Below are 26,312 nucleotides of genomic sequence, written 5' to 3'. Positions count from 1 at the left end.
CTAATACGCATCAGCCGATTGGCGCTGCGCCTCGATCTCGGCCAACTGGAGGCCCATTTCGACAAAGGCGGAGAGAACGGCAAAGCGGTCCGCCAGTGCGACGCGCGCCAGCCCTGCTAGCACACCGGCATTGACTGCATGGGCGGCAGGATGTCGCTGCAAGGCCGTTGGCGCGGCTGCGCCGACGACAGATCCGGCAACGCCAAAACCATTGTCACGCCATTCCGCAGCCAAGGCAATCCAGGCGCCCGGCGTTGCCGGCGGGGTTGCCGCAGCCTCGCTTACTGCGGCGCGATGGCGGGGACTGTCCGGTTCGCTGACCCAGTCGCGAACAAGCGCGAGCAGCTCTTGATCTGTCTTATCGAGCAGCTCGCTCAGATGCCCCAGGCATTCGTGGGCCCACCAGACCGCAGCCCGATCAGGAAGCAGGTAGGCACAAAACGTGATCGCCTCTTCGGGAATGGGCCCGGCGAGGAGATCGCGGCAAAACTCGATCGAACGCTGCTCGGTTGGAAGGGCTCTCATGTCTCTGGCGACAGCGGGACAAGCCACAAAAAGATCCCGTGCCGTTTTGAATCGGAGCCCATTGGCCATGACGCCACGCCTTCATCGAGGACCAGTCGGTACTCAAGCCCCCGGCGTGGCGCCGGTCAAGTCTCAACTCGTGGTGACGGGAGATCGGCCGACACAGCCACGGGCTCGGCGTTTATTGACAGACAAATGCGTGGGAATTTGGTATATTCACGCTTGGTAATATCGGATGCTCAACAGGAGTAACCGCTATGCGGTGGGCTAGTTCACCCTTGGTGTTGGCGGTCGTGGCTTTCTCGACCCATGTTTCCGCCGACCCTGTCCAGAAATCAGAAGACATCGTCAAGTTTTTTGCTGGCGCGGCCGACCTCGGCAAGTCTCGGGGGATTTGTGTCGGCACGGAGGAGCAGTGCAAGAGCAAGACCAAGGCAAAAGAGGGGCCGGCCGACAAATCCAGTCTCGACATGCTGATCAATTTCGGGCTGGATTCGGCCGAACTCGACGCGACCGCACGCGCTGAACTCGAGGAGTATGCCAAGGCCCTGAAGGACAGCCGGATCAGTACTTTCCACTTCGTCGTCGAAGGCTACACCGACGCTTCCGGTCCGGCGCACTACAATGAGCGGCTGTCGCAGCGACGAGCGCAATCGGTGACGTCCTTCCTCACATCCAGTGGCATCGAGGCTGACCGCATCAACGCGATCGGGTTGGGCGAAGCGCATCCGCGTAGCCCCAATCCATACGACGCCGTCAACCGCCGCGTGGAAATGCGTATAAAGGCCGAGTAGCGTACGGATGCCGCCTGAAACTGTGCAGCAGTGCGTCAGGAACTGAGTGGCAAGCGCAGCGGCAGTCAGGCGAATAGGCTTGGAACGACCCCGGTCAGTTCTTGAGCACGCCGCCCGCCACCACACCGGAGCCGAAGAGCAACGCCTTGGTCAGGAAGTCGTTATCCTGGGGCGGCGGAGGATCGTCCCGCCGCACCACGGTCTTGCGGAAGCGCCGTTTCTGAACGACCTGCTGTTGTTTGGCGGGTTTCTGCGCCACCGGCCGCTGGGTGCGGACCTTCTGCGCAACCTGCTTTTTCGGCTGCGTCGTACGGGCTTGATCGGCGGCATATCCGGCACGCACGGCTCCATCATCGGATCTGTCTGAACCACGAGGAATGCAAGTTGCTCGCGCGTCAGATAGGTGGTCGGCGGAAGATCATTCTTGCCTTGCCAGATGCCGATCGCCCGGCGGGTCTGCGGACCTATGTTTCCGTCGATGCGGCCAAGTTCGTTGCCCAACCCCTCGATGCGCAGTTGCTGGTCGATGCGGCTTTGGCGGTCAAGACCGATCGCACTTTCTGTCAAATCGGTGCCCGCTGTTTGCTTACCTGGTCCTCATCGCGCGCCGCGATCTGTTGGTTTTGGGCTTTGGGCGTGTTCAACTTATCGATGCTCAGCCGCCCCACAGTGGCGAAGCGACCATTCGGAAACTGTTCGAGACCAACGGCGGCCCGCTTGTCGGCGGCGGGACCGAGCCTCTATTTCGTGCGCGATCGTACCGCTTGAGTATCCGTTGTCGCTACTCTATATGATGCGTGATGTTTGATGCCCCACCAAGGAGGGCGATATGAGAACCACACTGGCGATCGATGACGACGTCCTGATCGCGGCCAAGGCCATGGCCCGGCAGCAGGACCGCAGCGTGGGCGAGATCATCACCGATCTCGCCCGGCGCTCGCTGCGCCGCCCGCAAGCCGGCGGCGAGCGCAACGGGATACCTCTGCTGTCGCCTCGGCCGGATGCACCTCCTGTCACGCTTGAGACGGTCAATGCCTTGCGTGACGAGTTGCTGTGACCTTCCTGCTCGACGTCAATGTGCTGATCGCGCTGATCGATCCTGGCCATGTCGCCCATGACGACGCCCATGGCTGGTTCGAAGTGACCGGTCATGCCGCATGGGCTACCTGCCCCATTACCGAAAACGGCGTCCTGCGCATCGTCGGCAACCAAAGATATCCCAATTCTCCCGGCTCGCCCGCCGCCGTTGCGCAAATCGTTACCAAGTTGCGGGCTCTGCACGGGCACAGCTTCTGGCCCGACGATGTGAGCCTGGTTGGCTCAGGCGACATCGATGCAGCGAAAATCCTGACCTCGGCACAGGTCACGGATACGTATCTTCTCGCGCTCGCCAAGGCGCGTGGCGGCCAACTTGCGAGCTTTGACCGCAAGCTGTCAGTCGCGGCCGTGAAGGGCGGGAAGTCTGCACTGCACCTGATTCCCACAAGGTAGACCGGCCGGGCTCTTTTTGTCAGGGGTATGTACCGGCAAAGGATCAGCCGTTGAGCGCGTCCTTGATGGCCTTGGCCGGTGTCGGTTTTATTTCAGAACCGCCGTTTACACCTTACGGCTTCAAGCGCGGGGAGGGGACCTTCAGAGCCCTTTGGTGAGGTCGACGCGGAACCGATCGCGCGACCGCCGAGCTCGCGCTGCAGCTTCCTAGCTAATGGCGGGACGTGCCGGAGTCATGCTTCCGAACGATCAGTTCGCAGCCGGCCGAATGCTGTTCGATCCCCCCGCGCTTCTGTAGCTCGGGTCTACGCGCGCATGGCCGCTCAGGCGTCACTGTGGTCGACGGAAGGACGATTGTGAGCCTCGCGACCCATTTGCGCAGCTTGTGCCCCATCCACGAATTGACTATTTTGCATGACTATGAGTGAGCATTTGGCCTTGGTTCTGACGACAGTGAACGCGCCCTACAGCGAACAGCTCGACGGCGTGGCGCTGGCTCATTGTCTTTCGGATCTAGATCTGGCGAAGCAGTATCCTGGGCAGGTCAGTGCCTTCCTTGGAGAAGTGCCGGTCGAGCAGCAGATGGAGTTCGCCGCCGCGCACCAGATAGCGGTCGATGATCTGAAGGCTTTCGCTGCCCGTTTCTCTGCCTGGTCCGGCGAAACCTATCAACTCGCTGCCTGATGATCGAGGTCCATGGCCGTCGTCCGTCCGAATGGCGACGGCTTTTCGCCATTGCTGCCGATCTGATCGACCAACTCCGGGAGAAGGCCGGAGGTTTTGAATTCGAATGGTCGTTTGGCGGCGGCACGGCGATGATGATCCAGATCAACCATCGCGAAAGCCACGACGTCGATATCTTCCTCGACGACCCTCAGCTACTCGGCTTCATTGACCCATCCAAGAGCCAACTGAGCTTCAGCACGGGTCCTGCCGCGTATGACGGCGACGGGACGAGGTTCCAGAAATTCGCGTTCGAGGGCCTGGGCGAGATTGACTTCATCGTCGCCGGGGCCTTGACCGGGACACCTTTCGAAAAGCGAGAGGTAGAAGGTCGTTCGGTATGGCTTGAGAGCATTCCCAGATCATTGCCAAGAAGGTTCATTACCGAGGCGGAGGCCAGGCCGCGGGACATCTTCGATATCTCAGCAGCCGCGCGATCGCATCGAGCCGGCGTTGTCGGCGCCCTCCGGGCATTTCCGGTGTCAAACGGCTTCCAAAACTGACCCCCGATCGGCGTCCAATTTTGACCCCCCTTATGTAATGCGCGGCGGTCAGCGTTCGCCCGGGCGGAGTTGGTCAGGGTTGCGCAGCCCGGGCGAGCGCGGATCGCGCTGGCAGCTGATGGGGTGATCAGGCGCGGTTCTTGAAGCGCCAGGACTCGTTTCCGGTCTCAATGATCTCGCAGTGATGGGTGAGACGGTCGAGCAGCGCTGTCGTCATCTTGGCGTCGCCGAAGACGGCGGGCCATTCGCCGAACGCCAGGTTCGTGGTGACGATGATCGAGGTCCGTTCGTAGAGCCTGCTGATCAGGTGGAAGAGCAATTGCCCGCCGGCTTGCGCGAACGGGAGATAGCCGAGTTCATCGAGCACGACGAAGTCGAGGCGGGTGAGGTAATCGGCGATACGGCCCTGCTTGCCGGCGCGGTGCTCGGTCTCGAGCCGGTTGACGAGATCTACGACGTTGAAGAAGCGGCCACGTGAGCCGTTGCGGATCAGGGCCCGGGCAATGGCGATTGCCAGATGCGACTTGCCGGTTCCGGTGCCGCCGATGAGCACGGCGTTGCGCTGGTCGGCGACGAAGGTGCCGTTGGCGAGGTCCCGGACCAGCACCTCGTTGACCGGCGTGCCGTCGAAGTCGAACTCATCGATGTCCTTGGCGATCGGCAGCTTGGCGACAGTGAGCTGGTATTTGATGGAGCGGGCCTGCTTCTCGGCGATCTCGGCCGATAGCAGATCACCGACGATCTTCGGCGGCTCGTGCTGGCGCTTGATGCCGGTCGCCATGACCTCGTCATAGGCACCGCGCATCCCGTATAGCTTCAGCGTCCCCATCAGTTCCAGAACCTGCGTGCGTTCCATCAGCTTGCCCTCCTGAGGCTGTCGTAGCGGGCGCAGTCGGCCTGCGGCTCGTGTTGCAGGCGAAGAGCGTCCGGGGTGAGAATGGTGACGGCCGGCGCCGGATCGCGCCGCCGCGCCAGGATGTTGATGATGACGGCGGCGGAGCAGACATTCTGATCGAGCGCTTCCTGGCAGGCAGCCTCCACGGCATCGATGCCGTCGGTCAACACCGCGGCCAGGATCGACNATCGAGCGCTTCCTGGCAGGCAGCCTCCACGGCATCGATGCCGTCGGTCAACACCGCGGCCAGGATCGACACCATCTGCCGATCGCCGTCATGCGCCGCCTTCAATTTGCGTCGGATACGCTCCATCGCCGAGGGCAGAACCCAGCCCTGGAAGGGCGCACCGTTGCGCAGTGCACCGGGCTTGCGGGCAAGGACCGGCATGTAATGCCAGGGATCGTAGATCGTGTCGCCGCGCCCGAAGGAGCGGGCATGTTCGGCGACGACCACGCCGTCCTGGCGGATGACGATCTTGCCGGCATAGGCATGGATCTCGACCGGGCGGCCGACGGCCGTCGACAGCACCGAGTATTTGTTGTTGTCGAAGCGCACCGTGCAGGTCTTCGACACCGAGGCCGGCACCGTATGGAACCCGTCGAAGGGACCGCGGTATTCAACCAGCTTGCCACGCTCCTCCTCGAACACGTTCCAGATCGTTCGTTCCGGTTGCTCGACGTGACGATGCGCCTTGGCGTAGGCGACGCACTTGTCATGCAGCCAGGCGTTCAGCTCCTCATAGGTCTTGAAGCGCAGCCGCGGCGTGAAGAAGCGCTCGCGCACCAGCCCGACCTGGTTCTCGACCTGACCCTTCTCCCAGCCCGATGCCGGCGTGCAGGCGACCGGCTGCACCAGATAATGGCTGCACATCTGCAGGAAGCGGCGATTGTATTGGCGGTCCTTGCCAACGAAGATCGTTTCCACCGCCGTCTTCATGTTGTCGTAGATGCCGCGCGTGCAGGCGCCCCCGAAGAAGGCGAAGGCCCGGTCGTGGGCGTCGAACACCATCTCCTGCGTCTCCCGCGGATAGGCCCTGACGAACATCATGCGGCTGTGGCAGAGCCGGACATGGGCGACCTTCACGGTCACTGTCACGCCGTTGATCAGGACGATCTCGTGGCTCCAGTCGAACTGGTAGGCCTCGCCCGGCGCGAAGAACAGCGGCACATAGGCGTCCGCCATCGCCGACCCCTGCGCCTTCGCCCAGCTCTTCGCGTATCGGCGGACGGCGTCATAGCCTCCCTCGTAGCCGAGGCTGCAAAGCTCTTCGTAAATCCGGATCAGTGTCAGTTGCTCGCGCGCCGCCTTGCCACGGTTGCCATTCAAAAACCCGTCAAGCTGATCCTGCCACGGACCGATCTTCGGCTTTGGGCTGCCGCTCGCGTTCGTAGGAGAACGATGTCTCATCGGATCTGAGAATCTTGCGGACGGTGTTCCGCGACACATGCAGCTCGCGGCAAATCCGCTTGAGCGACCATCCTTGCACATGGAATGCGCGCCGAACCCGGGCAATCGTATCCACCGACTTCATCCCCACACCATCCGCTCGCTACGACGAGCTGATGGTCGCAAATCAAACCGTCAGGGGGGTCAAAATTGGACGCCGATTCCCCGGCTTATGGGGTCAATTTTGCACGCCGATTCACAATTTCCGGATCGTGTCGCTCGAACAAGGGAGCGGCTTGCAGAGCTGAATCCGGAGTTCGTCGGACGGACGATCGCACAGCTCATGATCATGCCAGACTACGAGGAGATGGCTGCTGATAGCCTTGCCATTGCAACAGCCCTGCTCGAAGAGGTGCTGTCGCCAGCGACATCATCCTGACCAAACGCCGGCAGCCGGTTTCAAGCGCCCGCTTTGCGGGCGCTCCTGCTTTTAAGGCCGTCAGGGTTTTGCCACCGACCGTGTGCCAGAGCGTCTCCAACTTGCCGCCTCGAAGGAGGCCCTGTAGCTCACGGAGGCGGGTCCTGCTTTTCCTTCCGCCGTCGCAGCGAGCTCTATTTTGCACATTTAGGTCTTGTCAGCGGCAGGTCGCTTCAACCCGAAAATGGCCGTGGCGTATGTGAACTTGGCCACGGTTCGAAAGTGCGCAGAGGTCGAAGTATAGCACTCGTTGGACCGAAAACCGGTCGTCTGCGTGCACCCAAGCGGTTACGATTTGCCGGGGCCATGCACAGGCTCAAAGCGCATTCTGAACAGAGCTCAGCATCGCCGTGATCACCTGTTTGTACTTTGCGAACTCGGGCGATGTCTGCCGGACCTCCGTGGTGGTCGTCGTCTGCTGGCCCGCCGCGGTTGTGGCTGGGCTCAGCTTGCGACCCATCTTCCTTTCGGCCCAGTCCGCGACATAGCTGGCGGTCTTGCCGGTCAGAAAAGGATTGGCCTGAATGACGGCTGACCCGAGCACGGCGCTCAATTGCGCCGAACCCGATGCCGACAGCACCTGATGCGCGCCCTCCATGCCGAGAAAATGGCAGAGATAGAGCCGGCCGGCTGTGATGTGGTGGCCGCGCGCCCGAAGGTAGGCTTCGCCTTCTCGCGCCAGATTGCGAACCATCTCGCGCGAGATCGTGGCGTCGTATCGAAGGGCGAGCAGGTCGGCGGTCGAGAGTGTGCGTGCAAGTTCGGGGCGGTAAGTATTCATCATCCGGATCCAGGTCTTTGTGATGAATTGGCCGGCGCCTGTCGCTGAAGAATTTGGGTTCTTGGCACGGGCGCTGCCGCCACTTTCGACATGGACGATACGGTCGGTGAGCGTTTCGACGGCGGACAGATCCGAAGCGACCGCGGTAACCGTGCCCAGTGGGTCGATCGCCGCGCCATTCTGGTAGAGTTCGAAATGCAAATGCGGTCCGGTCGAAAGGCCGGTGGTGCCGATATAGCCAATGATGTCGCCTGCCTTCACCTTGGTGCCGACGCCGCCCTCGATTGCAAATTTCTGCATATGCGCATAGCGCGTCTCGCGCCCGCTCCCGTGCGAAATCTTGACTAGATTGCCGTAGCCGCCCCCATCGCCCTGGAAGCTGATTTCGCCATCGAAGGCGGCTGCGATCGGCGTGCCGACCGGCGCCGCCCAGTCGACGCCCTTGTGGATGCGAACGGTGCCTAGAATTGGATGCTTGCGCGGCCCGAAGGTCGAGGTCAAGACCCCGTTGACCGGTGTGACCATGCCATTGGTGACCGTCAGCGAACGGACCTGATCGTCGCCTGTCACGCATGCAAACTGGCCATCACCCTGCTGGAAGACGAAACAGTCGAGACTTTTTGTCGTGCCCTGGACACCAACATACAGCACGCGGCCGGCGCCTTCGTCCTTGCCGCGCGGCGTCTGAGAATAGATCAGCACAAGACGCTGGTCCTCGCTTGCAAAGGCATCCAGATCCTGTCCTCTCGACAGATACATGATGGCTTCGCCGATCACGCCGGTTGGAACGCTGTTGCGTGCCGCAGTCGAGTAGATCGCGTCGAGCAGACGATACTGCCTTTTGTGGCCGCCTTCCGCCGGCGCGCCCGAGTAGTTGAACAGATCTTCGCGTACCCAAGGGTCAACGCCCGATACCAACACGCCCGCGGCATTACGCGTCAGCGTACCGACAAAGACGTTCTTGGCGTAGATCGACACCTGCATGAGGGACATCGTTGTCGTCTCGCGGTTGGGCCGGTATCCACGCATGGCCACGACATAGCCCGGTTCCAGGCCGTCCCGGCCGAAGAGGGCCTTCAGCGCCTCGCCTGCCTGCTTGGCGTCGTCGGCGGAGAAATGTGCATCGAGCGCAACGCTATCCAGACTGCGATCGTTGAGGATCTTCACGAACGTGTCTTCCGTCGCCTCAAACCGCTGATATTCGTTCGTCACAGTTGCGACGCTGGTGTTGTTTTCGATCTGGGTCTTGTGGAACGCCGGAAGAGCTGCATCGCCTGCATCGATTGTTTCACCCCAGCCGGCCTCCGGGTCGTCGGCTTCGGCCAGTTGATCGGCAGCAGGCGCGGGTTCATCCGGGGCAGGAAATGGCTGAAGATTGTTCTGCAGATCGCTGGAGGCTGCTGGAGCCGTCTTTCGTTGCGCCTGGAAGAATGCAAAATCCTCCTGCGTCGACGGTATGGTGGTCATGAATTTCTCGCTGGCGCTAAGCATGACGTCGGACAAAATCTCGAGCTGTGGCGAAACCCCGGCCTGCTCGAGTTCGGCCGGGCGCGGAACAACGCGGCCTTTCGTTGCGGCGCCGGAATCGGGTGCGAGCGTGATCCACATCGGGTCCCCCGCCAGGCCGATAATGGCAGGCACATAAACAGAGGCATCAGCGGGCACATCGTCGGCTCCTTCGACCGCATGCAGCTCCTCGTCTTCGTCGCCAAACGACCAATAGTCTGCGGTGAGATAGAAGCCGGCGGCAATCGAACACAGGAAAACCGTGGCGAAGCCGGCAAGAAGCCTGCGCCAAAACATGCGCCGGCGAAGGGCAGCGCGTGCTTGCTTCTTTTCCTTGAAGCTGGTGTCGATAGCGTGCGTCACGGACTGCTTCCGGTCAGGAAAAATGTCCACCGCACCTGTTCCAGCGTATCGACTTCAACAAATCGCGCGGCAATATGGCCGCGCTGCCAGCATTCGTCGATGCTGCGTATCGAGAAACGTCGCCGCTCAATGCACATTTCGGTCGATCCGGTCAGGATGGCGTGGCCGAAAACGTCAGTGGCGTAGAGGTAGATGTAGCGGTTCGTCAGTTCCTCGCGGATGACGTTCACGCACTGATTTGCGCCGATGGTCCACCAGCCATCGGTCTGGTCGGCATTGTCGACCTCCTGGCCCACGGCGAGGTTGACGACGTCGAGCGTCTGATTGCACACCGTGAATTCGGCGCGCGCTTCATTGCATGAGAGCACGGCTAGGAGTGCCGCGCCCGAAACGACCGCAAGCCTCATGCGGCCTGTCAAGACAAGCAAGGCTCGAAACCGATCGCGCTGCTTTACGGGCAGGCCGTCAGACGAGCGGGGCAAACGCGAGCGGCAGAGTTCCATTGCACGCCCATACTACCCGCCGAGCCGGAAATATTTGGCACTGGCCGAGAACTGAGATCCGTTGGTCTCGATTTCCTCGAGGATTTTGGGCAACAGCCGCGAGGCTGGCACTGGCGTGGAGAACGCAGCCGCCTGGATATCCTGGGGCCCGGTAATCACCATGATGATCTGCGGCACGGCCTTGCCTGCAGCCCTGTCGGCGGCGCCGAGACTGATCGGGATGCTGAAGGTAGCCTTGTCCGATTGTACGACCATGCGGTCGTCGAGGTTGAACATCATGCCTTTGTGGTCGATCAGCAGCACGCTGGAAATGAGCCCGCCACGCGTCACCAGCGTACCGCTGATCGGTGTACCGTTCGGCACCGATGTTCGATCGAGAACAAGCTGCGGCTTTTCGCCAGCAGTCTGCCCCAGAAAGCGCAGGAAATTGGTGACTTCGCACTGGCTCGGCTCAATGAGGCGCACGTTGATGTCCGGCTCAACGTGGAACTTTGCCTGGAAATCAGCCAGCATCTGCTCGAAGGGCTGGACCGCGGTTCCAAATCCTTCGATGGCAGCGGTCTTGTCGGTTATCGAAGTCACGGCGGCGTAGAAACAGTCGCCGCCGCTGAAGTCGCGAACCCACGAGACACGTTGCGCTATATCGTCGATTACCGGGGCAACTTCTGGCTTAGGCAGGTTCAGGGCGACAATGGCCTGGTCTGGTTCTCTGGCCGCCGGCAGGTCGGCCTGCTGCTCCTTTGCCCTCGTCGCATCCGCCTGGCGTGCAGCCGGCTCTGGAACGGGCGCTGCTGGTATCGCCTTCGCCGGCCGGCTTGCTTGGTGTTTGGCCGGCGGGAGGTCGGCCTGCTGCTCCTGTGCGTTCGTCGCATCTGCCTGGTCTGCAGCCGGTTTGGGGGAGGGCGTGGCCGGTTTCGCCTCCGCCTGGTGGCTTGCCTGATGTTCAGGCTTCTGGCTCGCCGCGGCACCTGACTGGGTCGCGGGCGCCGTCGGAGCTTTTTCGACCGGCGGGAGGGCGGGAGCAATCTTGGCAGGCGGCGGGGGCGTATCGGGCTGAACTGATGGCGTTGCGTTTTCGGCCGGCGGTTGCGCCGCACTTGCCGACGGCTTCGACGTTTCCTCGGGTTTCGGGAGCATCTTGGGCGACGCTGCCGGCGGCGGCATTCGAACTGCGGCCTCCGCCTGATTCTCAGCTGGCGCTAATGTAGCCTCCGTTTGCGGCTTTGGGGCTGGAACTTCCTGTGGCGGCGCAGGGGAGTCCGCATCATTGTCCGTCGCCAGCGGCTTTGACGCCTCTGCCTCAGGAATCGATGCTTCGGGGACAGGCATTGTTGCTTGGGGTGCAGCCTGTGGTGGCTCTGGCGCGGAAAGCGAGGTCTTGCTGGCGCTCGGCGCGGTGGGCGTTGTAAAGCCGCTGAAATAAAGGCCGGCAACCGAGGCGAGAGCCAATGTCGCGAAGGCAGAGATTGCGATGGTTCGCGTCTTTGAGGACCTTCCAGGAACAGCGCCCACGACCGCACGTGGCGGCGCGGCGATCGGTGCGGCCCGCGGTTCGGACAAAAGCGCTGGCCGGACATGCGGGACAAAGCGCTGCCCGCCCGAGCCTGCCAAAGCCGCGTCATGGCCCAAGACATTGGACGGCGGGGACGAGGCCTTCGGATCGGGCGCAAGCGTTTGCCCCGCTCGTGGCAGACCCGGCCTGTCGCGGTTTGGGATGAACGTCGGCGGCGTTGTCCCTTCGTCCTCGTCACGCGTCATCCTGGCGATCTCCGCCATGCTCACCGGGCGGTCTCGCGGATCCGGCTGCAGCATGGCTTCAACAATGCCGCGAAAATCGTCGTCGATGTCAGACAGGTCGGGCACGGTCCGGCGCTTTTCGATGATCTCGAATTGCGACCCGCTCATGTCGATCGGCTTGCCGCGCAAGGCGGCAACCAGCACCAGCCCCAGGCTGTAGATGTCGGACTGCTCGCTAACATCGCCGCTGTACAGCCCAAGCTGTTCGGGGGAAACGTAGTTGTACTTTCCCGCGAATTTTCCGCCGATCAGGGTCTCACCGCCGACGGTCGCCGATCGCGCGATTCCGAAATCGATGATCTTGGCGCGATCGACCCGACCTCCCGGCAAGATGATGTTGTCCGGGGAGAGATCGCGGTGAATTGCTCCCGCTTCATGCACGGCGCTCAGTCCCGACGTGAGGCGATGGCAGAGCTTGCGTACCTCTTCAGTCGGCATCGGGCCACGTCGGATGATGTCGTAAAGCGACTCGCCGTCGACAAATTCCATCGCAAGGTAAGGACGACCGATCCCGGGGTCGATGGTGAAGACGTGATATCTCACGACTGCATCATGCGAGAGGTGATTGAGGATCGACGCTTCCTTGCGGAACAAGGACAAGATCGTCGGGTCGCGGGCAAATTCGGGCAGGACGATCTTGATCGCGACATGGTCGCCAGTCTGGATGTTGTGTCCGCGGTAGACCTCACCCATGCCGCCGAATGCGATCCGCTCGTCAAGTTCGTAGATGCCGCTGAGCTGCGTGCCGACGGCGGTGTTGGCCAGCTGCGGCGATATTCGCGTCTTGTCGTCGGCGCTCATCGGCCTCAACCCTCCGCTCTGGACAGATCAGGGTAGGGGGGGTGTCCATTGCTTCTGTTTGCGAATTTTACCAGCACAATCGTGACATTGTCTGTCCCGCCTCGCTCCAGCACCGTTTTCAGCAGAGCCTCACAGGCCGCCTGAGGTGTCGCAGTCACAACCGCGGCGCCGATCTCGGCATCGGTCAGATGCGCCGTCAGCCCATCGGTGCACAACACAAAGATGTCTCCCGGCATGATTTCGCCTTGCTGGAAATCGATGACGATTTCGTCGCTGACGCCTACCGCATGCGTGATGACATTGCGGCGCGGCCAGGTGAGCGCCTCGGCTGCGCTGATCATGCCGCGGTCGAGAAGTTCCTGAACTTCGGTGTGGTCCTTCGATATCTGTGAGATCGAGCCGTTGCGGATCAGATAAACCCGGCTGTCGCCCGCCCATAGGCAGGCAAATCGCCCATCCCTCGCCAACAGGGCGGCAACGGTGGAGCCGATGGTTATGCCGCGGGACTCGGAGATCCTGCGGATCTCGGCGTTGGCACGGCTCAGCCTGTCCTCGAAGCGTGCACGAAGATCCGGGGCGGAACTGGCAATGCCGATCGTGGCCAGATGATCGACGATGCTGGCTGAAGCAACCTCTCCGGCTTCATGCCCACCCATTCCGTCTGCCACCACCCACAGGCCGGTTCGCGGCTCGACCAGATAGTTGTCTTCATTGTGCTCACGGACACAGCCATTGTGGCTCACGCCGAAGCTTTCAAAGGAAAGGGCGACATCGCTCAACTTGCCACCAAGCGCTTCTCGAAGTGTCCTCTGCAGCGCACTCTCAGGCGCTCGCTGGCGCCACTTTGCCACAGGCTCGAATATTAAAATATCGAAATCTAGCGTTGAGCGCGTGACCGTTGTGGCGGGTCACCACCAGAAAGAGCTCAAGAGATGATTTGAGGGCGCAACTGCGCTCCGTTGCCTCCTCAACTGCGCATGCTGCGATCTCCCCGTCTGTCACAGCTTGCCGCTGCCTAAGCGTTCCCGCTCATCTCACAACCAAGCAGGCAGCTGTCAGTACCCGAGAATTGTGCGGAATGACGTCATGTGATCTCCCCATCATCGGCGCCAGAGAAGACCACCCTGGATGCCACTGCCGTGGACCCCGACTTCTTTCAGGATCCGAGCGAGCGGCGTGCAACCCAGCGCACATGGCCGACGCCGGCATAGAAACAGGAGGCACGGTATATGCCAAAGTATCGATCCTCACCCGTGACATCCGGCTGGTTGATGGAGGCAACGTCGTTTCTATATATTCCTGATGTCACCCAGCGAGATCACCATGGCTCGGCCAGCGCTAAACAAAAGTATTATCGGGTCTCGATAGTCTGCAGGCAGTGTTTCTTCGACGCGCCACATCGGCGCTTGAGCGCATGCAGCCACTGCCTCGCTAAAGGTTCTCTCTGACGCATTGTCGGCCCCGACCGATGCCGGTTCGCTCGCCCGGCCTCTCAACCAGTCGGACGTCGTCGAGTCAGCCGTCATAGAGCTCGACCGACTGGTCCCCGCCCTGGCAAGAAACGTCGAATATCGCAAGATTCTGATCGAGCGTGCGGGCCGCATCTTGTCGGCCGAGGACGCCGGGCGGGTCATTGCTTGCCGTTCGGCAGGGGAGCGACTGGCGATATCCTGCTTGCCAATTTGACGAAACGGATGTGGTCCCCGGCATCGAGAACGTTGTGCGGGCCTACACTTCAGCCGGACCGTGGATGGCGCTGGACTTCTTGCTCGCCCCCGACTCCGTGCTCGGAGAGCGCACGCCACTAGAGGCGTTAAGGGCAGGCGAGGCGGATTTAGTTCTGCGCATTCTACGCAGTGAGGCTGTGGATGGCTTTGCGTGATCTCCGTGGATCGAGCCGCGCGCCGCGGTCCACCCGGTCGGGCGCCTCCTCCTCCTGATTGGCTTGACGATATCTCGCTTCCTATTGACGACATAGAAGCCGGTCAGGTGTTGCACCGTATTCACCGATCTTGGCTCGACCCCATTTTTTGGTCCGGACGAGGCGTGCCACCAACGACCCGTTTTGACAGCGCGGGCGGACGGTTCGGAGTCCTCTATGCCGGGCTGACGCTTCGCGGCACGCTGGCCGAAACACTACTACGCAATCCTCAACGCCTCATGGTCGGCATGGCGGAAAGGGCCGTTACAGCCCCGCCGAATGCGCTGATGCACAGAAACAACGGATCGAAGTCAACCCAGACATCAAACACGTCAGCACGTCATTTGCCGAGCGTCAGTACCTCACCATGCGGATGCATATGCGCCGCTTCACGCGCCTGACCAACGGCTTCTCAAAGAAAGTGGAGGCTCACGCCAACGCCGTGGCTCTGCACTTCACGTATTACAACTTCGTCCGCATCCATGCTGCGCTTCGCATGACCCCGGCGATAGCCGCTGGCGGACTGGCAAGCGTTGGGAGATCACTGACATCGTTGCGCTAATCGAAGCGAAGGAAGGCGAGAAACCGGCTGTTTGCGGCCCTTACAAAAAGAGCCTTTCAAGCTAGCCGTCGCCTTCGGACGTTGGGTCATATATGCTTAGCGGAACGCATGGGAGGGAAGGATGCGCATCACAAGCCTGTTTTTCCTGTTAGCCGGTCTCACGACCCCAATTGCAGCCTTCGCTAAAGGCGAAGTATCGGTCGAACGAGGGTTGCAGGTATCAATCATCGGCGGGTGTCACGATTGCCATACCGAAGGCTACNTGGGGCACGACCTATGCGACCAATCTTCGGATAGATGCTTCGGTAATGACCGAGCGTGGATTTGTAGGGATGCTGAAGCGCATTAGAACGTCTCCACCGATGCCTTGGTACAATCTTCGAGCGATGGAGGAGAGCGATATGCAATCGCTCTATCTATACATTAGGTCGCTCGGCAAACACGGGAAGCCGGCCCCCAGCCGCATTCGCTCTGATAAGGAACCGACGACGCCCTACATTCAACTTGTGCCACCCCAAATGCCGAAGAACTGACCCGGCAAGAAGCGCGGCGGTTGATTTCAAACTCACCCACTACCGGCAAATGCGCTTTATCCCAGAGTTCACTCCGATGCGACTTCACCGAGGGAAGGACAATCCGTGATCGCAACGGCTTTTGGCGCCCTAGTTGCAAAGGTGAGGTTCAAATCCTCTCAAAACGCCTTCGGACAGCTGAATGCAGAAAGGGCGGGAAGGAAGAAGGGGCTGGCTCCGGAACCGGTCTGGATCGTATAGCTGACGTCGCGTCCGCCGATTACGAAGCGCGCCTCCACAGTGTCGTCTTTGCCGGTGATCGTCGCCTTGTCCAGCAACCTCTTGAGCGACCACGGCCCTTCGAACCTGATTGCGGATTCGCGGCCCGGCATTTCCGGCATCACCCTCAGACTGGCGGATCTCGAGGCTGCATCGGTCGGCCAGGACACAGTGCTTGGCGTGTTGCCAGCCTGGTTGCTCTGGACGATCTGGCCATCGACGTCGAGCACCGCAGTATCTGCATCACCGTTCAGCGAGAACGGGGTAAAGGTCAGGTTGACCGACGGCATTGACCCACCCGACGGAAAAAATGCGCCGCGGATTTCAGCAGCCAGCTGAAAGTTTTTCAGCGTCGACTTCGACAGGTCGCGCCCAAAGCGCGCATCCCGGTTCCAACTCCAGTCCTGGCCGCTCATGTCGATCAAGGAAGCAAGGTTTTGTGCGAAGAACCGGTCCATCAGGCCGCCTGGAGAGAACAACTTGGCGAAGTCCGCCATCGCAATATCCTCGGTACCATCGCCGGCGAAGGGGTAGCGGCCGTTGACCGCGTTCTCGCAGGGCTGCGTGACGGCCTGGTCGAGCATCTCGTTCAAATTCGTCAAGGAAATTTCAGCCGCGTTGCCCTCAAATTCGTCTGCAGTTGCGTTGACCATTCTGCCGAGTTGCTTGGGCAGACGCGATGCATTGGCGCGAAGGGTGGCTATCTGCAACTGCAGGTTGGCGTTGACACGTTCCGTCTGCAAGGGGATCTCGGTTGCCAGTTGCAGGCTCTGGTGGATGTCGCGAAAATTCTGGGTCAGCGCATCGATGGGTCGGTGTCCAAAAGGACCGCTTACCAGAGCCTGGAAGGACCTGAACTGCGCTTCGATGTTTGCCCCAGGGCTCTGGCTTTGAAATTTCGCGGACCCCGTACCGGCACGGCTTTGCGACTTTGCGGAGCTAATTTGAATGCCGATGCGAGCCAGGCCCTTGGCCATGTCCGCGACATCCTGGTACTGGCGCATGAGGGCGCCGGCTTTCACCCCAGTGCCCGAGTCTTCGCCGGAGACAGGGTCGCGCGCCAAGGCTGTTTCCTCGGCAATTGCGGTAAAAAGCTGTTCGACCGGCGAGCTTGGTGAGGCAACGGCGGAAAGCGCGACATAGTTCGGCTTGTCGTTCAGCATGGCTTTGAATTTCAAACCATCGAGAACGCTGTTCCACGCGGCTGCGAACTCCTTGCCGTAGCGATCGAGAAGTTCGGGGCCAAGCTGGAGCAACTCCTGATTGATCCCGCCTTGCTCGCCGCCACCGCCCAGGACCCACTGGTCGTCGACGAGTGTCTGCGCAATGCGCGAAAGCTGTCCGAGATAGAAGTTGTTGAATCCGGTATGGGTGTAGAGACCGGGAATACGGAGCTTCGACAGATCGCCGCCATCGACGCGCTCGAACACAAGCTGCGCTTCCGGCCCGCCTTTTTGCGAAACAGAAAAATCGTCCAGCGCAGCCGCGTACACCGCCGACTTGATCAATGCGGACGCACGATCGGTAAGGCTCATGCGCCCGAGTGAACGTTGGGCGGCTTCCACAAGCGGCTGGTTGAGTTCGAAAACCGGATCATAGGCATCGTCCAACGCAAGCATGGCGCGCAGGTGCTTTTCGAGCTGCGCGCGTCCTTCGCGGTTGCTCTCGCCTGGATACCGGTTCTGTTCCCAATCCTGCTTCATCCAGGAGATGATCAATGCGTCATCGACCTTGGGTGCCTTGCCGCCGAGCATCAGGTAGATCTTGAGCGGTTCGTAGAGCGCGGCGGGCTCAGCCATCGTCGCCTGGACGGTCCGCTCCGCCTGAACAAGCAGACGCGACCGCAACATTCGTTCCAGTGCTTGCCGGTAGGCCGTTGTCGATGCCGAAAGAAGCCTTTCCCGCTGGCTAAGGCCGACCGTTTCCTCGATCGGGGTCGGTAAGTCACTGGTTTCAAAACCGGCCGGCATGTTGCGCAACTGGTCGAGCGGCCCGATGACGTTTTCAAGGTCGACATCGGTGACCGTCGTGCTTTTGAGCAGAGCGTCGGCTGTCTCGCGATATTGGCTCGTCGCCTGCGTCGTGGAGGCAATCAGCGAGCGGTTGGCCATGAAGCTCATCCCGAGCGCGCCAAGGGCCGCTGCAGTGATCAAGGCTATGATGCCAAAGCCGCCATATCTGAGAGCCGCTGCCCGCCTCTCGCTCGCTCGGTCAAAGGAAACCCATCCGGATTCGGCGAAAATGACATCAGTCAGGAGATCGTGCAAAAAGAAGCTCTTGCCGGTCCCGGACAGGTGGGGGCGGGAATTGTTGCCGAAACTGCGGCCGATTGCGCCCAATACCTGATCAATCGGCGTTCCCTCTTGGGTCCCCGACGAGAAGTAGAGCCCACGCAAGCTGACGTTGACTTGGCTACGGACCGGATCGAACAGGCTGGTCACGAAATTGGCAATTCGGCCCTTGAGCGCGTAAAACTGGGCCGGAAAGCCAAAGATCGATATGCGCGAGACCGGGTCAGGCTCTTCCTGCAGGCGATCAGGCATCTCGTCCGCCAAGCGGTTCGCCAGTGCATCGAATTCGGCCGAAGCCTCACCGGCCATGTTCTTGTTCCGGTCTGTGGTCTGGAATGTCGCGCCCCAGACCTTGCGCCTGCGCGGCTCCTCGAAACTGCCGAAATAATCCATGAAGCCGGCAACAAGATCGGCCTTGGTGAAAAGCAGGTACACCGGAAACTGGATTTTCAGCGTTTCGTAGATTTCCCTCAGGCGACTGCGTATTTCGATGACGTGGGCATCGAGCTGCTGGTCGTCGAGGCCGATGAGATCGGCAAGGCTGATGGCCAGGATGACCCCGTTTATCGGTTGCCTGGTGCGGTATTTCTTGAGCAGCGACAAGAAGGCGAGCCAGCTCGTGCTGTCGCTTCCGGCATTGGACTCCTGCGTCGTGTAGCGTCCCGCCGTATCGATCAGCACTGCCTCTTCGGTGAACCACCAGTCGCAGGAGCGGGTGCCGCCGACACCGGCCACCGGCTGGGCGTTTCCCGAACCGGCAAGCGGAAAATTCAGACCCGAATTGACCAGTGCCGTCGTCTTGCCTGCGCCAGGCGGACCAATGATGATGTACCAGGGGATGTCGTAGAGGAAATTGCGTTTGCCGCTCGACCGCTTCAACGCTGCGATGGCTTCATTCATGCGCGCCTCGAGTACCGGCAAATCGTCATTGCTGCCCTCGGCGCGAGCGACGACCGTCTCGAGCGCTTTTTGCGCCTTTCTCCTCTGCCAAAAGCCCACTCCGTAAAAGAGGGCCGCGATCGCCACGATCGTGCCGATGATTGTCGCGCGCAGCCAGACGGATCCCAGAGGCCGGATATCGGCGAAGCGGATCAAAGGTCCGGCAAACCAGACCGCCGCCGCGAAACCGGCCAACGCGAACGTGCTGAATATCCGCGGCAGCCAACGCATCATTGGCGTTTCCCACCGGCGGTGTTCACAGCGTTTCCTCCTTGGGGATCATCACGTCGACACGGCGGTTCTTGGCGCGGCCCTCGGACGTCGCATTGTCGGCAATTGGCTCATCTTCGCCCTTGCCCTCGGCGGTTACTCGCGAGGGATCGTTAAGCTTCGCGGCGATCATTGTCTCAACAGCCTTCGCGCGGGCGACCGAAAGGTCAAAATTCGATTTGAACGTGCTTGATTTCCGTGGTTTCACATTATCCGTGTGGCCAACGATCGTGATTGGCCCTGGCTCGTGCTCAAGGGCTGCGGCAATCTGTGTGGCCAGTGGCAGAAACTCGGGCTTCACTTCGGTCTTGCCTGGCTGAAACAACAATTGATTGTTGATCTCCACTACGATGAAGTCGCCTTTTGTGCCGATGGTCATCCCGCCGCGCTCGACTTGCGTGGACAGTGCTGAGCGGATGCGGTCGATCTGGCCGGTCACGGCAGGCGAGGCGGCTGTCACCGGTTTGGCAAGTGGGGGTTCCACACTGGCGCGCTCGATCGTCACAGGCGTCGAGGGATTGAGCGCCAGCAATTGTCTGGCTGCAGCATCGCCTTCATCGGTCATGAACGCCCGCAACGTGAAGAACGCGGCCGTCACCAGGGCTGACGCCGCTGCAGCAACACCCCAGAGCGGCAGGCGGGTCGAAGACGGCACCATCATAGCGGCCATGCCTTGCCAGCGGGGGGAGATGTCCTCTCCGGCGCGGGCCCTGAAGTAGCGAAGCGTCTCGTAGACGTCGCGCCGCACACGTTCGAGACTGGTATCGTCGCGCGCCAGGCCACGATACTGGCCCTCAAATCCCAGGGATAGGCAGACATGCATCAGCTCGAGCAGGTCTAAGTGTGGCTCAGGATTGGCCAGCACCTTGTTCAGTGCTTCGTAAAAGCCGGCGCCGGTGGGCTCGATGTGAAAGAACCGCGACAGCATACTGTGCTGTGCCCAGGTGTCCTCGCCGGCCCAAGGCAGGTTGCCCACAAGATCGTCGGCCGTTTCGCAAAGGGCAAACTTGGCGATCCGCGCATCCTCTTCGGGAACCCCTGACTTCTCCAGCGTCCAGTCGAACCTCTCGATCGCATCGGCGATATGTTCGGCCAATGGCGCCACCTGTCTTTCGACCGGCACGAGCCTGAGATGCCCGAACAGGACGAGCAACGGTGCTGACCCAGCGAGGATCGGATTTGCCGTCGAATATTTTACCGTGTCTACGGCGCCGAGCAGCACCTCCTGCTGAATGCTCGGCCTTGACCCGGCCGCCTCGGCTCTGGCCGCTGTACCGGACGATGCTCCCTGATAAAGAATGGTTCCGGATGTCCAGTCCGGCGGCATATGCCGACCTATGTCAGGATCGAAAACTGTCGATTCCTTGACATGCGGGGGCGCGACGGTCTTCGCAATCGGTTCGTTTGCGGCTGGTTTCGCATTCTGCCCGCGTCGTGGATTGGTGCGGATGACGGTCTTGCCGACCGGGCCGAAAGGATCGTCCTTCGAGCTCATCGCCGATATGCCGCTGCCGTGCAGTGTCCGCGCTCGCGTGCGAGAGGCGCCAGATCTTTCCTGGCTGGATAGGCCAGGCAATGGTCCTTCCGGCAAGGCGGTCCGGAGCTACAAGAAACTATGGCGCCGCAATGTGACATTTGCCGCAGACCCCCAGGTCAATCAGGCTTACCCGCTTGGCGAACTGTCGTATGTGATCGTAGTCCCAGATGTTGTCGATTGGAACATGATGCGGTGCGCCGTCGCTCTTTTCTTCGTCAGCTACAGCGGTGCAGTATGTTGCGCAGGTCTATTTGTGCTTGTCGGCTTTGGCATACGCCTCGCTGAAATAGGCCAAGAATATATCCAGCATGCCGTTTTCGTGGGCTTCCTCCATGCTCCGCCATGTGCCGACAAAAGCGTCCCACGCTTGGGCCTTCTTCGAGGTAAACGATGTCGGCGGGAGCTTTTTGCCGATCGCTTCCGGCGACAGGTCGTCAAGCAGTCGCGAGAGTGCAGCTTGCATGGCGGCATAGGTGGCAAATTCGTGCGCCTTGAGATCGCGGAACGCGTCCTCGACGCTGCGCCTGGCATCGAGATAGCCAGCCCTGCGCCGCGCGAACATGATTTCGAGTATGTCGTCGGTCGCTGGGACAAATTTGAGGGGATTGTTTTCAGCGGAGCTTATCATCGTTCGGTGTGGGCTCTTGGCCAATGTCTTTGCAGCCGCACGTGCCTTCAGCAGCATGGCCAGTTGGTCGACCACCGTGCGAAGCACTGCGCCGATTTCGGCAGCGACTTCATGCGGATCACGCAATTGGAACAATTCCGGCGAGATGCCTGCGCCGATTGCAATTTCCCGCAGCACCTCGTCTGTCGTCGAGTGGACGGCCCTAGGCAGCGACGATGTCGATGGCGGTGCTTGCCCGAGCCATCGCTCTGCCGAACTGAAGAGAGGCTCGCCTCCGGAATCAAGCAGCCGATCGGCCGCGACCGGCATGTGTCGTTGCGTCGAACCTCGGTCGGCCTCCGGATGACTTGGCGTTGCATGCTCGTCGTCAATCGATACAAAGATGACGTAGCGGCCGACCAGGAGCCTGTCACCGTGGTCTAGCCGGCGCGGACCGGTGATGCGTTGGCTCGATCCATTGATGAAAGTGCCATTGCGCGAAATGTCGTGCAGCCAAAACGCGCCTGCCTCGTAGCGGATTTGGCAATGCCGGCCTGAGATGAACTTGTCAGGATCAGGCAAGATCCAGTCGCAATGTTCGCGGCCGATTTTGAAGCTGCGATTACGCGATCGGTAGCCAGGCGCCACGCCAGTGGGCAGGGCATCGACATTGCTGATCTGCAGACTGATTAACATGCGAAAATCGCCTGTGTGATCGCTGGCGGCCTTGCCGACACGATACTCCATGTTTTTAGCGTGGCTAACCCCAAATTCGCATAACGTTTGGCGCAACGCAGCGAGCGAATTCTTGGTAGCGCAGGGCCGGGCGGCGCTTCATGGTCCTCTTTGGCCAGCACAACAACATGTGTTACGCTCGACATGGACTGGCATTCATCGAGGTTAGATGTGATTTCGAGTTCCTGATTTGGATTTCGAATCCACCACGCTGGCGGCTAGGCCGAGGAGGGGCACGACCCATGCCGAGTGAACAACGTGCCACGGTGGTGCAAACGCCAGTTGGCGCTGAGCTGTTGACCTTCACACATCTCGTCGGGCGAGATGAGATCAGTCGTTGTCTGGCCTATACGGTCGGGTTCGTAAGCCCCAGCGCCGATATTGATCCGCTGAAAATGCTGGGTGGCCCCGTCTCCATCGAAGGTGAAGCCGACCCCCAGCGCTGGTTCAGCGGCATCGTGTCGGACTTTCGCCTCACCCGGATCGAGGATCGGCTGGCCTATTACGAAGCAGTCGTCCGGCCATGGCTCTGGTTTCTCGGCAATACGACCGACTGCCGCATTTTCCAGAACATGAGCGTCATCGAAATCGTCGAAGAGGTATTTTCGAAATACAGCACGGCAAGATTCGAGAAGCGCCTGCAAGGGTCCTATCCGCCGCGCGAGTACTGCGTCCAGTACGACGAGAGCGATCTCGACTTCGTGCAGCGGCTGCTCGAGCATGAAGGCATCCTGTATTTCTTCGAGCATGGCGAGGGCAAGCACACTCTTGTGCTGGCCGATGCGATGGGCAAGCTGAAGCCAGCGCCGGGCTATGAAAAAGTGCCTTACCACTTTGAGGGGCAGGGCTCCCGGCGTGATGTCGAATATATCACCGAATGGATCCCGGGCAGCTCGGTGCGGCCGGGCTCCTATGTCCATACCGATTATGATTTCAGGAAACCGGGCGCCGACCTGATGGCCAAATCGGCCCAGCCGTTCAGTCACAAGTTGGCCGCGGGGGAGAATTACCGGCAGCCCGGCGCGCATCTGGAAGTGGGCCGCGGCGACACCCTAGCGGCGATCCGGCGCGAGGAAATCCAGGCGGTGCACCAGCGCATCGCCGCTGTTGGAACCGTGCGCGGCCTGTATTCAGGCTGCACTTTCAAGCTGGACGGCTTCCCGCGCGAAGACCAGAACCGAGAGTATCTGGTGGTGAGCGCCGAATACAGACTGTTCGACCCGGGCTACAGAGCCCATGCGGATGTCGAGAGCGAGAAGTTCAAGGTGGTCCTTGGCGTGGCACCCACGGCCTTGCCCTATCGTCCGCCGCGAGTCACGACACGGCCAATCATGCGCGGTCCCCAGACGGCCACGGTGGTCGGTCCGTCCGGCGAGGAGATATTCACCGACAAATATGCGCGGGTGAAGGTCCAGTTTCATTGGGACCGGCTGGGCAAAAAGGACCAGAACAGTTCCTGCTTCGTGCGGGTTTCGCAGACCTGGGCCGGAAGCGGCTGGGGTTTTATCCAGATACCGCGCATCGGGCAGGAGGTCATCGTCGACTTCATCGAAGGCGATCCCGACCTTCCGATCATTACCGGCAGGGTCTACAACGCCGCGCAGATGCCGCCCTACGGACTTCCCGGCAACGCCACGCAATCCGGATGGAAATCCGATTCATCGAAAGGTGGCGGCGGCTACAACGAACTGATGTTCGAGGACAAGGCCGGCTCCGAGCTGGTCAATTTCCAGGCGCAGAAGGACCATCACCTTCTGATCAAGCACAACCGCAACAAGCTGGTCCAGCACGACCAGTCGGACCGTATCGACCACGACGCTAAGCACTCGGTTGGTCACAACCTAGACGAGGACGTCGGCAACAACAAAACAGTGAAGGTCGGCGTAGACCAGACAACAAACATCGGCTCGAACGACACCGAGACGGTGGGTGCGAACCGGTCACTGACAGTCGGATCCAACGAGACGATCCACGTTGTGGCGAATTCGACGGAAAACATCGACGCCAACCATTCGCAGACGGTGGGAATTGTCCAGACGATCACGGTGGGGGCCGCCCGTATCGATACGGTCGGCGCCGCGGAGGTGCGAACCGTAGGCGCGGCGCAAACAAACACGATCGGCGCGACAAGGTCGGTCAGCGTGGGCATTAGCCAGACGCACAGCATAGGCACGAGTGATACCTGGACCATCGGCGCCGATCAGGGCATCAGCATCGGTGCGGGACAGACTGTGGCGATCGCAGCCTCGCAGGCCACGGATATCGGCGCCTCCCGCGTCGCCAATATCAAGTCGAACGACAGCACCGACGTTGGTGGCGGGCATCTGCTCAAGATCGCCAAAGGGAGTAAGATCGACATCGGCGAGAGCGGCGTTATCGACGTCGGCAAGAACTTCACGCTCGACGCCAAGGACAGCATCACGCTGAAGTCGGGTAGCGCGCAAATCGTGATGAAGAAAGACGGCACGATCATCATCGAGGGCAAGGATATTACCGTGAAGGGCTCGGGCACGATCAACATCAAGGCGTCGAGTGATGTGATCATCAAGGGCTCGAAGATCAACGAGAATTGAGGGCACGATGAGCAATGTCAGGGACAAGATCGACGGCGTGGTGATCGGCGCCTTCCTGGGTTTCGGAGAGGAGTCCCCCTTAGTCGTTTTTCCTGGCAATCCGAAGAAGACGGCATTGCCTGCTCGCAGCCTGTGCGAATTGTCGTCGGACATGATTGGCTGTGAGGTGGCCCTGCTGTTTCAGGAAGGCGACCCGCGCAAACCTCTGATCGTTGGCCGCATTGTTGAGCCTGACCGCGCCAAAATGGCTCTGCCGGTGATCCGGGATGAACAGCGCGTGCAGGTCACCGCCGCGGACCGCCTTGAACTGCGATGTGGCAAGGCGACGATCCTGATGGAAGCAGACGGCCGCATCACCATTCGTGGTGCTCAGATCACCAGCCATGCCAGTGGTGCGCAGCGCATTCGCGGCGGCTCGATCAACCTGAACTGATGCGGACCTCGTCGAATACAGAAGGGGCACGCCCGCTTCGCATTGCGAGGGAGGTCGTGCGCCAGCACGCGGAACTCGTCGCCTTTCTTTGGGCGCAGCGTGACAGCTGGTCCGCCGAGGATCCCCCCGATGCCAAGGTCGTCGCCGAGATCGACGAGCGCTTGGAGATAAATCTCGACGGACTCCGAATCGCGGGCGCCGCCGCGTGGCCGCTGTTGAGCGAGCAGTTCGAGAATTTTCCGGAGAAGGGAGAGCTCTTCGCCTTCGCATGGATGGCACTGGAACTGGATGATGGCAAAAGGGTGGAACAGGCGGTCGAGTTCGCACGATTGGCGGCCGATGATGCCAAGGGTCTGGTCGGCGCGCTGGCATCGCACAAACCTGCGACCATTGGCCCGTATGTGCGCAATTGGATCGGGGGCCAGGATGCCTTGATCCGGTTCCTCGCCATTTCGTCATGTATCGCACACAACGTTAACCCGGGCCAAACTTTGGCCCGGGTGATCAAAGACCACGATTCAAAAGTGCGTGCCGCTGCCTTGCGTCTTGCGGGCCAGCTCCGGTGCTTCGATTTGGAACGGGAGATCCAAGCTGCGCTTGATCACGAGGACGGGCCCGTCCGGCTCTGGGCCTCATGGGCGCTCGTCGAATTGGGGGCTGGTGATCTCGCGCGGCAGGAACTCGCGAGAATCGCAACCGCTGGCGGCACTGACGCGGTGGTCGCCATGCGTGCGCTGGTCAAAGCCGGACCCGAAAACGACGTTCGCATCTGGATGGGCGCTCTGATGAAATCGCCCTCCACCGCTGCCATCGCCGTGCGTGGAATTGGTATGCTGGGAGACAAGTCGGCGCTGGGCTGGCTGGTCGAGCGGATGAAGGAGCCGGCCCTTGCGCTGATGGCCAAAGCCTCGTTCCTGGAACTCTTTCCTGAAGCTCGGGAAGAAAGCAAGCTGTTCACAGGGGATCCGGTCGAACTCGGCAAACCGTTCGCGACATTTTTCGCGGACCGCACCGTTACTTTGTCACTGGCCGACAAGGTGTCGGAATGGGCAGGTATGAACGTCCCTGCCACACCCGAAACCAGGCCGATTGCCCGTCGGTAGGGA

General features: G+C 60.8%; 21 protein-coding genes and 3 pseudogenes. 13 read left to right on the top strand and 11 right to left on the bottom strand.

Annotation, left to right across the window (positions count from 1 at the left end):
* A complete protein-coding gene (locus X773_RS63315) occupies positions 1 to 525 on the bottom strand; it encodes a hypothetical protein (protein WP_023678616.1) in 525 nt (174 codons plus the stop codon).
* Positions 526 to 782: 257 nt separating this feature from the next.
* Here X773_RS63315 and X773_RS63310 point away from each other — a divergent pair, with 257 nt between their 5' ends.
* Positions 783 to 1,319, top strand: coding sequence for an OmpA family protein (locus X773_RS63310; protein ID WP_031212166.1), 537 nt, complete (start codon positions 783 to 785; stop codon positions 1,317 to 1,319).
* 150 nt (positions 1,320 to 1,469) lie between these two features.
* Here X773_RS63310 and X773_RS79325 read toward each other — a convergent pair whose 3' ends face one another.
* Entirely contained in the window at positions 1,470 to 1,820 is a 351-nt protein-coding gene (locus X773_RS79325) for a peptidoglycan-binding domain-containing protein (RefSeq protein ID WP_348625937.1), read from the bottom strand.
* Here X773_RS79325 and X773_RS78265 point away from each other — a divergent pair.
* The 5 genes from X773_RS78265 (at position 1,704) to X773_RS63280 (ending at position 4,036) form a co-directional block, all read left to right on the top strand.
* Entirely contained in the window at positions 1,704 to 2,087 is a 384-nt protein-coding gene (locus X773_RS78265) for a hypothetical protein (protein ID WP_023678613.1), read from the top strand. The genes X773_RS79325 and X773_RS78265 overlap by 117 nt on opposite strands.
* 61 nt (positions 2,088 to 2,148) lie before the next feature.
* Entirely contained in the window at positions 2,149 to 2,376 is a 228-nt protein-coding gene (locus X773_RS63295) for a hypothetical protein (RefSeq protein ID WP_023678612.1), read from the top strand.
* Positions 2,373 to 2,810, top strand: coding sequence for a TA system VapC family ribonuclease toxin (locus tag X773_RS63290; protein WP_023678611.1), 438 nt, complete (start codon positions 2,373 to 2,375; stop codon positions 2,808 to 2,810). The genes X773_RS63295 and X773_RS63290 overlap by 4 nt, the downstream gene beginning before the upstream one ends.
* Before the next feature lie 432 nt (positions 2,811 to 3,242).
* Positions 3,243 to 3,494, top strand: coding sequence for a hypothetical protein (locus X773_RS63285; RefSeq protein WP_245274759.1), 252 nt, complete (start codon positions 3,243 to 3,245; stop codon positions 3,492 to 3,494).
* On the top strand, positions 3,494 to 4,036 hold the full coding sequence (locus X773_RS63280) for a nucleotidyl transferase AbiEii/AbiGii toxin family protein (RefSeq protein WP_023678609.1): 543 nt from the start codon (positions 3,494 to 3,496) through the stop codon (positions 4,034 to 4,036). Before X773_RS63285 ends, X773_RS63280 begins: the two co-directional genes overlap by 1 nt.
* 127 nt (positions 4,037 to 4,163) lie before the next feature.
* On the opposite strand, the gene istB is transcribed toward X773_RS63280, so the two are convergent.
* Both istB and istA read right to left on the bottom strand, forming a co-directional pair.
* On the bottom strand, positions 4,164 to 4,892 hold the full coding sequence (gene istB / locus X773_RS63275; RefSeq protein ID WP_023678608.1) for an IS21-like element helper ATPase IstB: 729 nt from the start codon (positions 4,890 to 4,892) through the stop codon (positions 4,164 to 4,166).
* A pseudogene (gene istA / locus X773_RS74815) lies at positions 4,825 to 6,463 on the bottom strand (IS21 family transposase). Before istA ends, istB begins: the two are co-directional and overlap by 68 nt.
* Here istA and X773_RS77445 point away from each other — a divergent pair.
* A complete protein-coding gene (locus tag X773_RS77445; RefSeq protein ID WP_198023596.1) occupies positions 6,377 to 6,757 on the top strand; it encodes a hypothetical protein in 381 nt (126 codons plus the stop codon). The pseudogene istA and the gene X773_RS77445 sit on opposite strands and share 87 nt — an antisense overlap.
* A 355-nt stretch (positions 6,758 to 7,112) precedes the next feature.
* On the opposite strand, the gene X773_RS63255 is transcribed toward X773_RS77445, so the two are convergent.
* From X773_RS63255 to X773_RS63240, 4 genes are all read right to left on the bottom strand, one after another.
* The gene (locus tag X773_RS63255; RefSeq protein WP_023678603.1) at positions 7,113 to 9,446 is read right to left on the bottom strand and encodes a M23 family metallopeptidase; all 2,334 of its coding nucleotides are present in this window, start codon (positions 9,444 to 9,446) and stop codon (positions 7,113 to 7,115) included.
* Entirely contained in the window at positions 9,443 to 9,853 is a 411-nt protein-coding gene (locus X773_RS63250; RefSeq protein ID WP_023678602.1) for a DUF1036 domain-containing protein, read from the bottom strand. The genes X773_RS63255 and X773_RS63250 overlap by 4 nt, the downstream gene beginning before the upstream one ends.
* Before the next feature lie 108 nt (positions 9,854 to 9,961).
* Positions 9,962 to 12,547 (bottom strand): serine/threonine-protein kinase, encoded by a 2,586-nt coding sequence (locus X773_RS63245; protein ID WP_023678601.1) that lies wholly within the window; start codon positions 12,545 to 12,547, stop codon positions 9,962 to 9,964.
* A 5-nt stretch (positions 12,548 to 12,552) separates the two neighbouring features.
* Entirely contained in the window at positions 12,553 to 13,326 is a 774-nt protein-coding gene (locus X773_RS63240) for a PP2C family serine/threonine-protein phosphatase (RefSeq protein ID WP_023678600.1), read from the bottom strand.
* 544 nt (positions 13,327 to 13,870) lie between these two features.
* On the opposite strand from X773_RS63240, the pseudogene X773_RS78260 reads away from it, so the two are divergent.
* The 3 genes and pseudogenes from X773_RS78260 to X773_RS78250 form a co-directional block, all read left to right on the top strand.
* Positions 13,871 to 14,429 (top strand): annotated as a pseudogene (locus tag X773_RS78260) (DNA-binding protein).
* Positions 14,426 to 14,869 (top strand): RES family NAD+ phosphorylase, encoded by a 444-nt coding sequence (locus X773_RS78255; RefSeq protein ID WP_348625936.1) that lies wholly within the window; start codon positions 14,426 to 14,428, stop codon positions 14,867 to 14,869. Before X773_RS78260 ends, X773_RS78255 begins: the two are co-directional and overlap by 4 nt.
* A pseudogene (locus X773_RS78250) lies at positions 14,782 to 15,095 on the top strand (IS1 family transposase); the annotation flags it as partial. The gene X773_RS78255 and the pseudogene X773_RS78250, both read left to right, overlap by 88 nt.
* A 626-nt stretch (positions 15,096 to 15,721) precedes the next feature.
* Here X773_RS78250 and tssM read toward each other — a convergent pair.
* The 3 genes from tssM to tagH all read right to left on the bottom strand — a co-directional run bounded on the left by tssM (position 15,722) and on the right by tagH (position 22,161).
* Positions 15,722 to 19,285, bottom strand: coding sequence for a type VI secretion system membrane subunit TssM (tssM, locus tag X773_RS63225; protein ID WP_031212161.1), 3,564 nt, complete (start codon positions 19,283 to 19,285; stop codon positions 15,722 to 15,724).
* 22 nt (positions 19,286 to 19,307) lie between these two features.
* Positions 19,308 to 20,648, bottom strand: a complete 1,341-nt coding sequence (gene tssL, locus X773_RS63220) for a type VI secretion system protein TssL, long form (protein WP_280952120.1) — start codon at positions 20,646 to 20,648, stop codon at positions 19,308 to 19,310.
* A 457-nt stretch (positions 20,649 to 21,105) separates the two neighbouring features.
* Positions 21,106 to 22,161 carry a type VI secretion system-associated FHA domain protein TagH gene (gene tagH / locus X773_RS63215; RefSeq protein WP_031212160.1) on the bottom strand — a complete coding sequence of 352 codons (1,056 nt, stop codon included), beginning with the start codon at positions 22,159 to 22,161 and terminating at the stop codon, positions 21,106 to 21,108.
* Positions 22,162 to 22,442: 281 nt separating this feature from the next.
* Here tagH and tssI point away from each other — a divergent pair, with 281 nt between their 5' ends.
* From tssI to X773_RS63200, 3 genes are read left to right on the top strand one after another with little or no spacing between them, the layout of a single operon-like run.
* A complete protein-coding gene (tssI, locus tag X773_RS63210) occupies positions 22,443 to 24,773 on the top strand; it encodes a type VI secretion system tip protein TssI/VgrG (protein WP_031212159.1) in 2,331 nt (776 codons plus the stop codon).
* Positions 24,774 to 24,780: 7 nt separating this feature from the next.
* Positions 24,781 to 25,206 (top strand): DUF6484 domain-containing protein, encoded by a 426-nt coding sequence (locus X773_RS63205; protein ID WP_023678591.1) that lies wholly within the window; start codon positions 24,781 to 24,783, stop codon positions 25,204 to 25,206.
* A gap of 56 nt (positions 25,207 to 25,262) precedes the next feature.
* The gene (locus tag X773_RS63200) at positions 25,263 to 26,309 is read left to right on the top strand and encodes a hypothetical protein (RefSeq protein ID WP_156937388.1); all 1,047 of its coding nucleotides are present in this window, start codon (positions 25,263 to 25,265) and stop codon (positions 26,307 to 26,309) included.
* The last annotated feature ends 3 nt before the right edge of the window (positions 26,310 to 26,312 follow it).

This window comes from Mesorhizobium sp. LSJC280B00 (assembly GCF_000502835.1).
GTDB lineage: Bacteria > Pseudomonadota > Alphaproteobacteria > Rhizobiales > Rhizobiaceae > Mesorhizobium.
The sequence above is the reverse complement of the archived record's forward strand: the minus strand, read 5'-3'. Positions and strand labels throughout refer to the sequence as shown.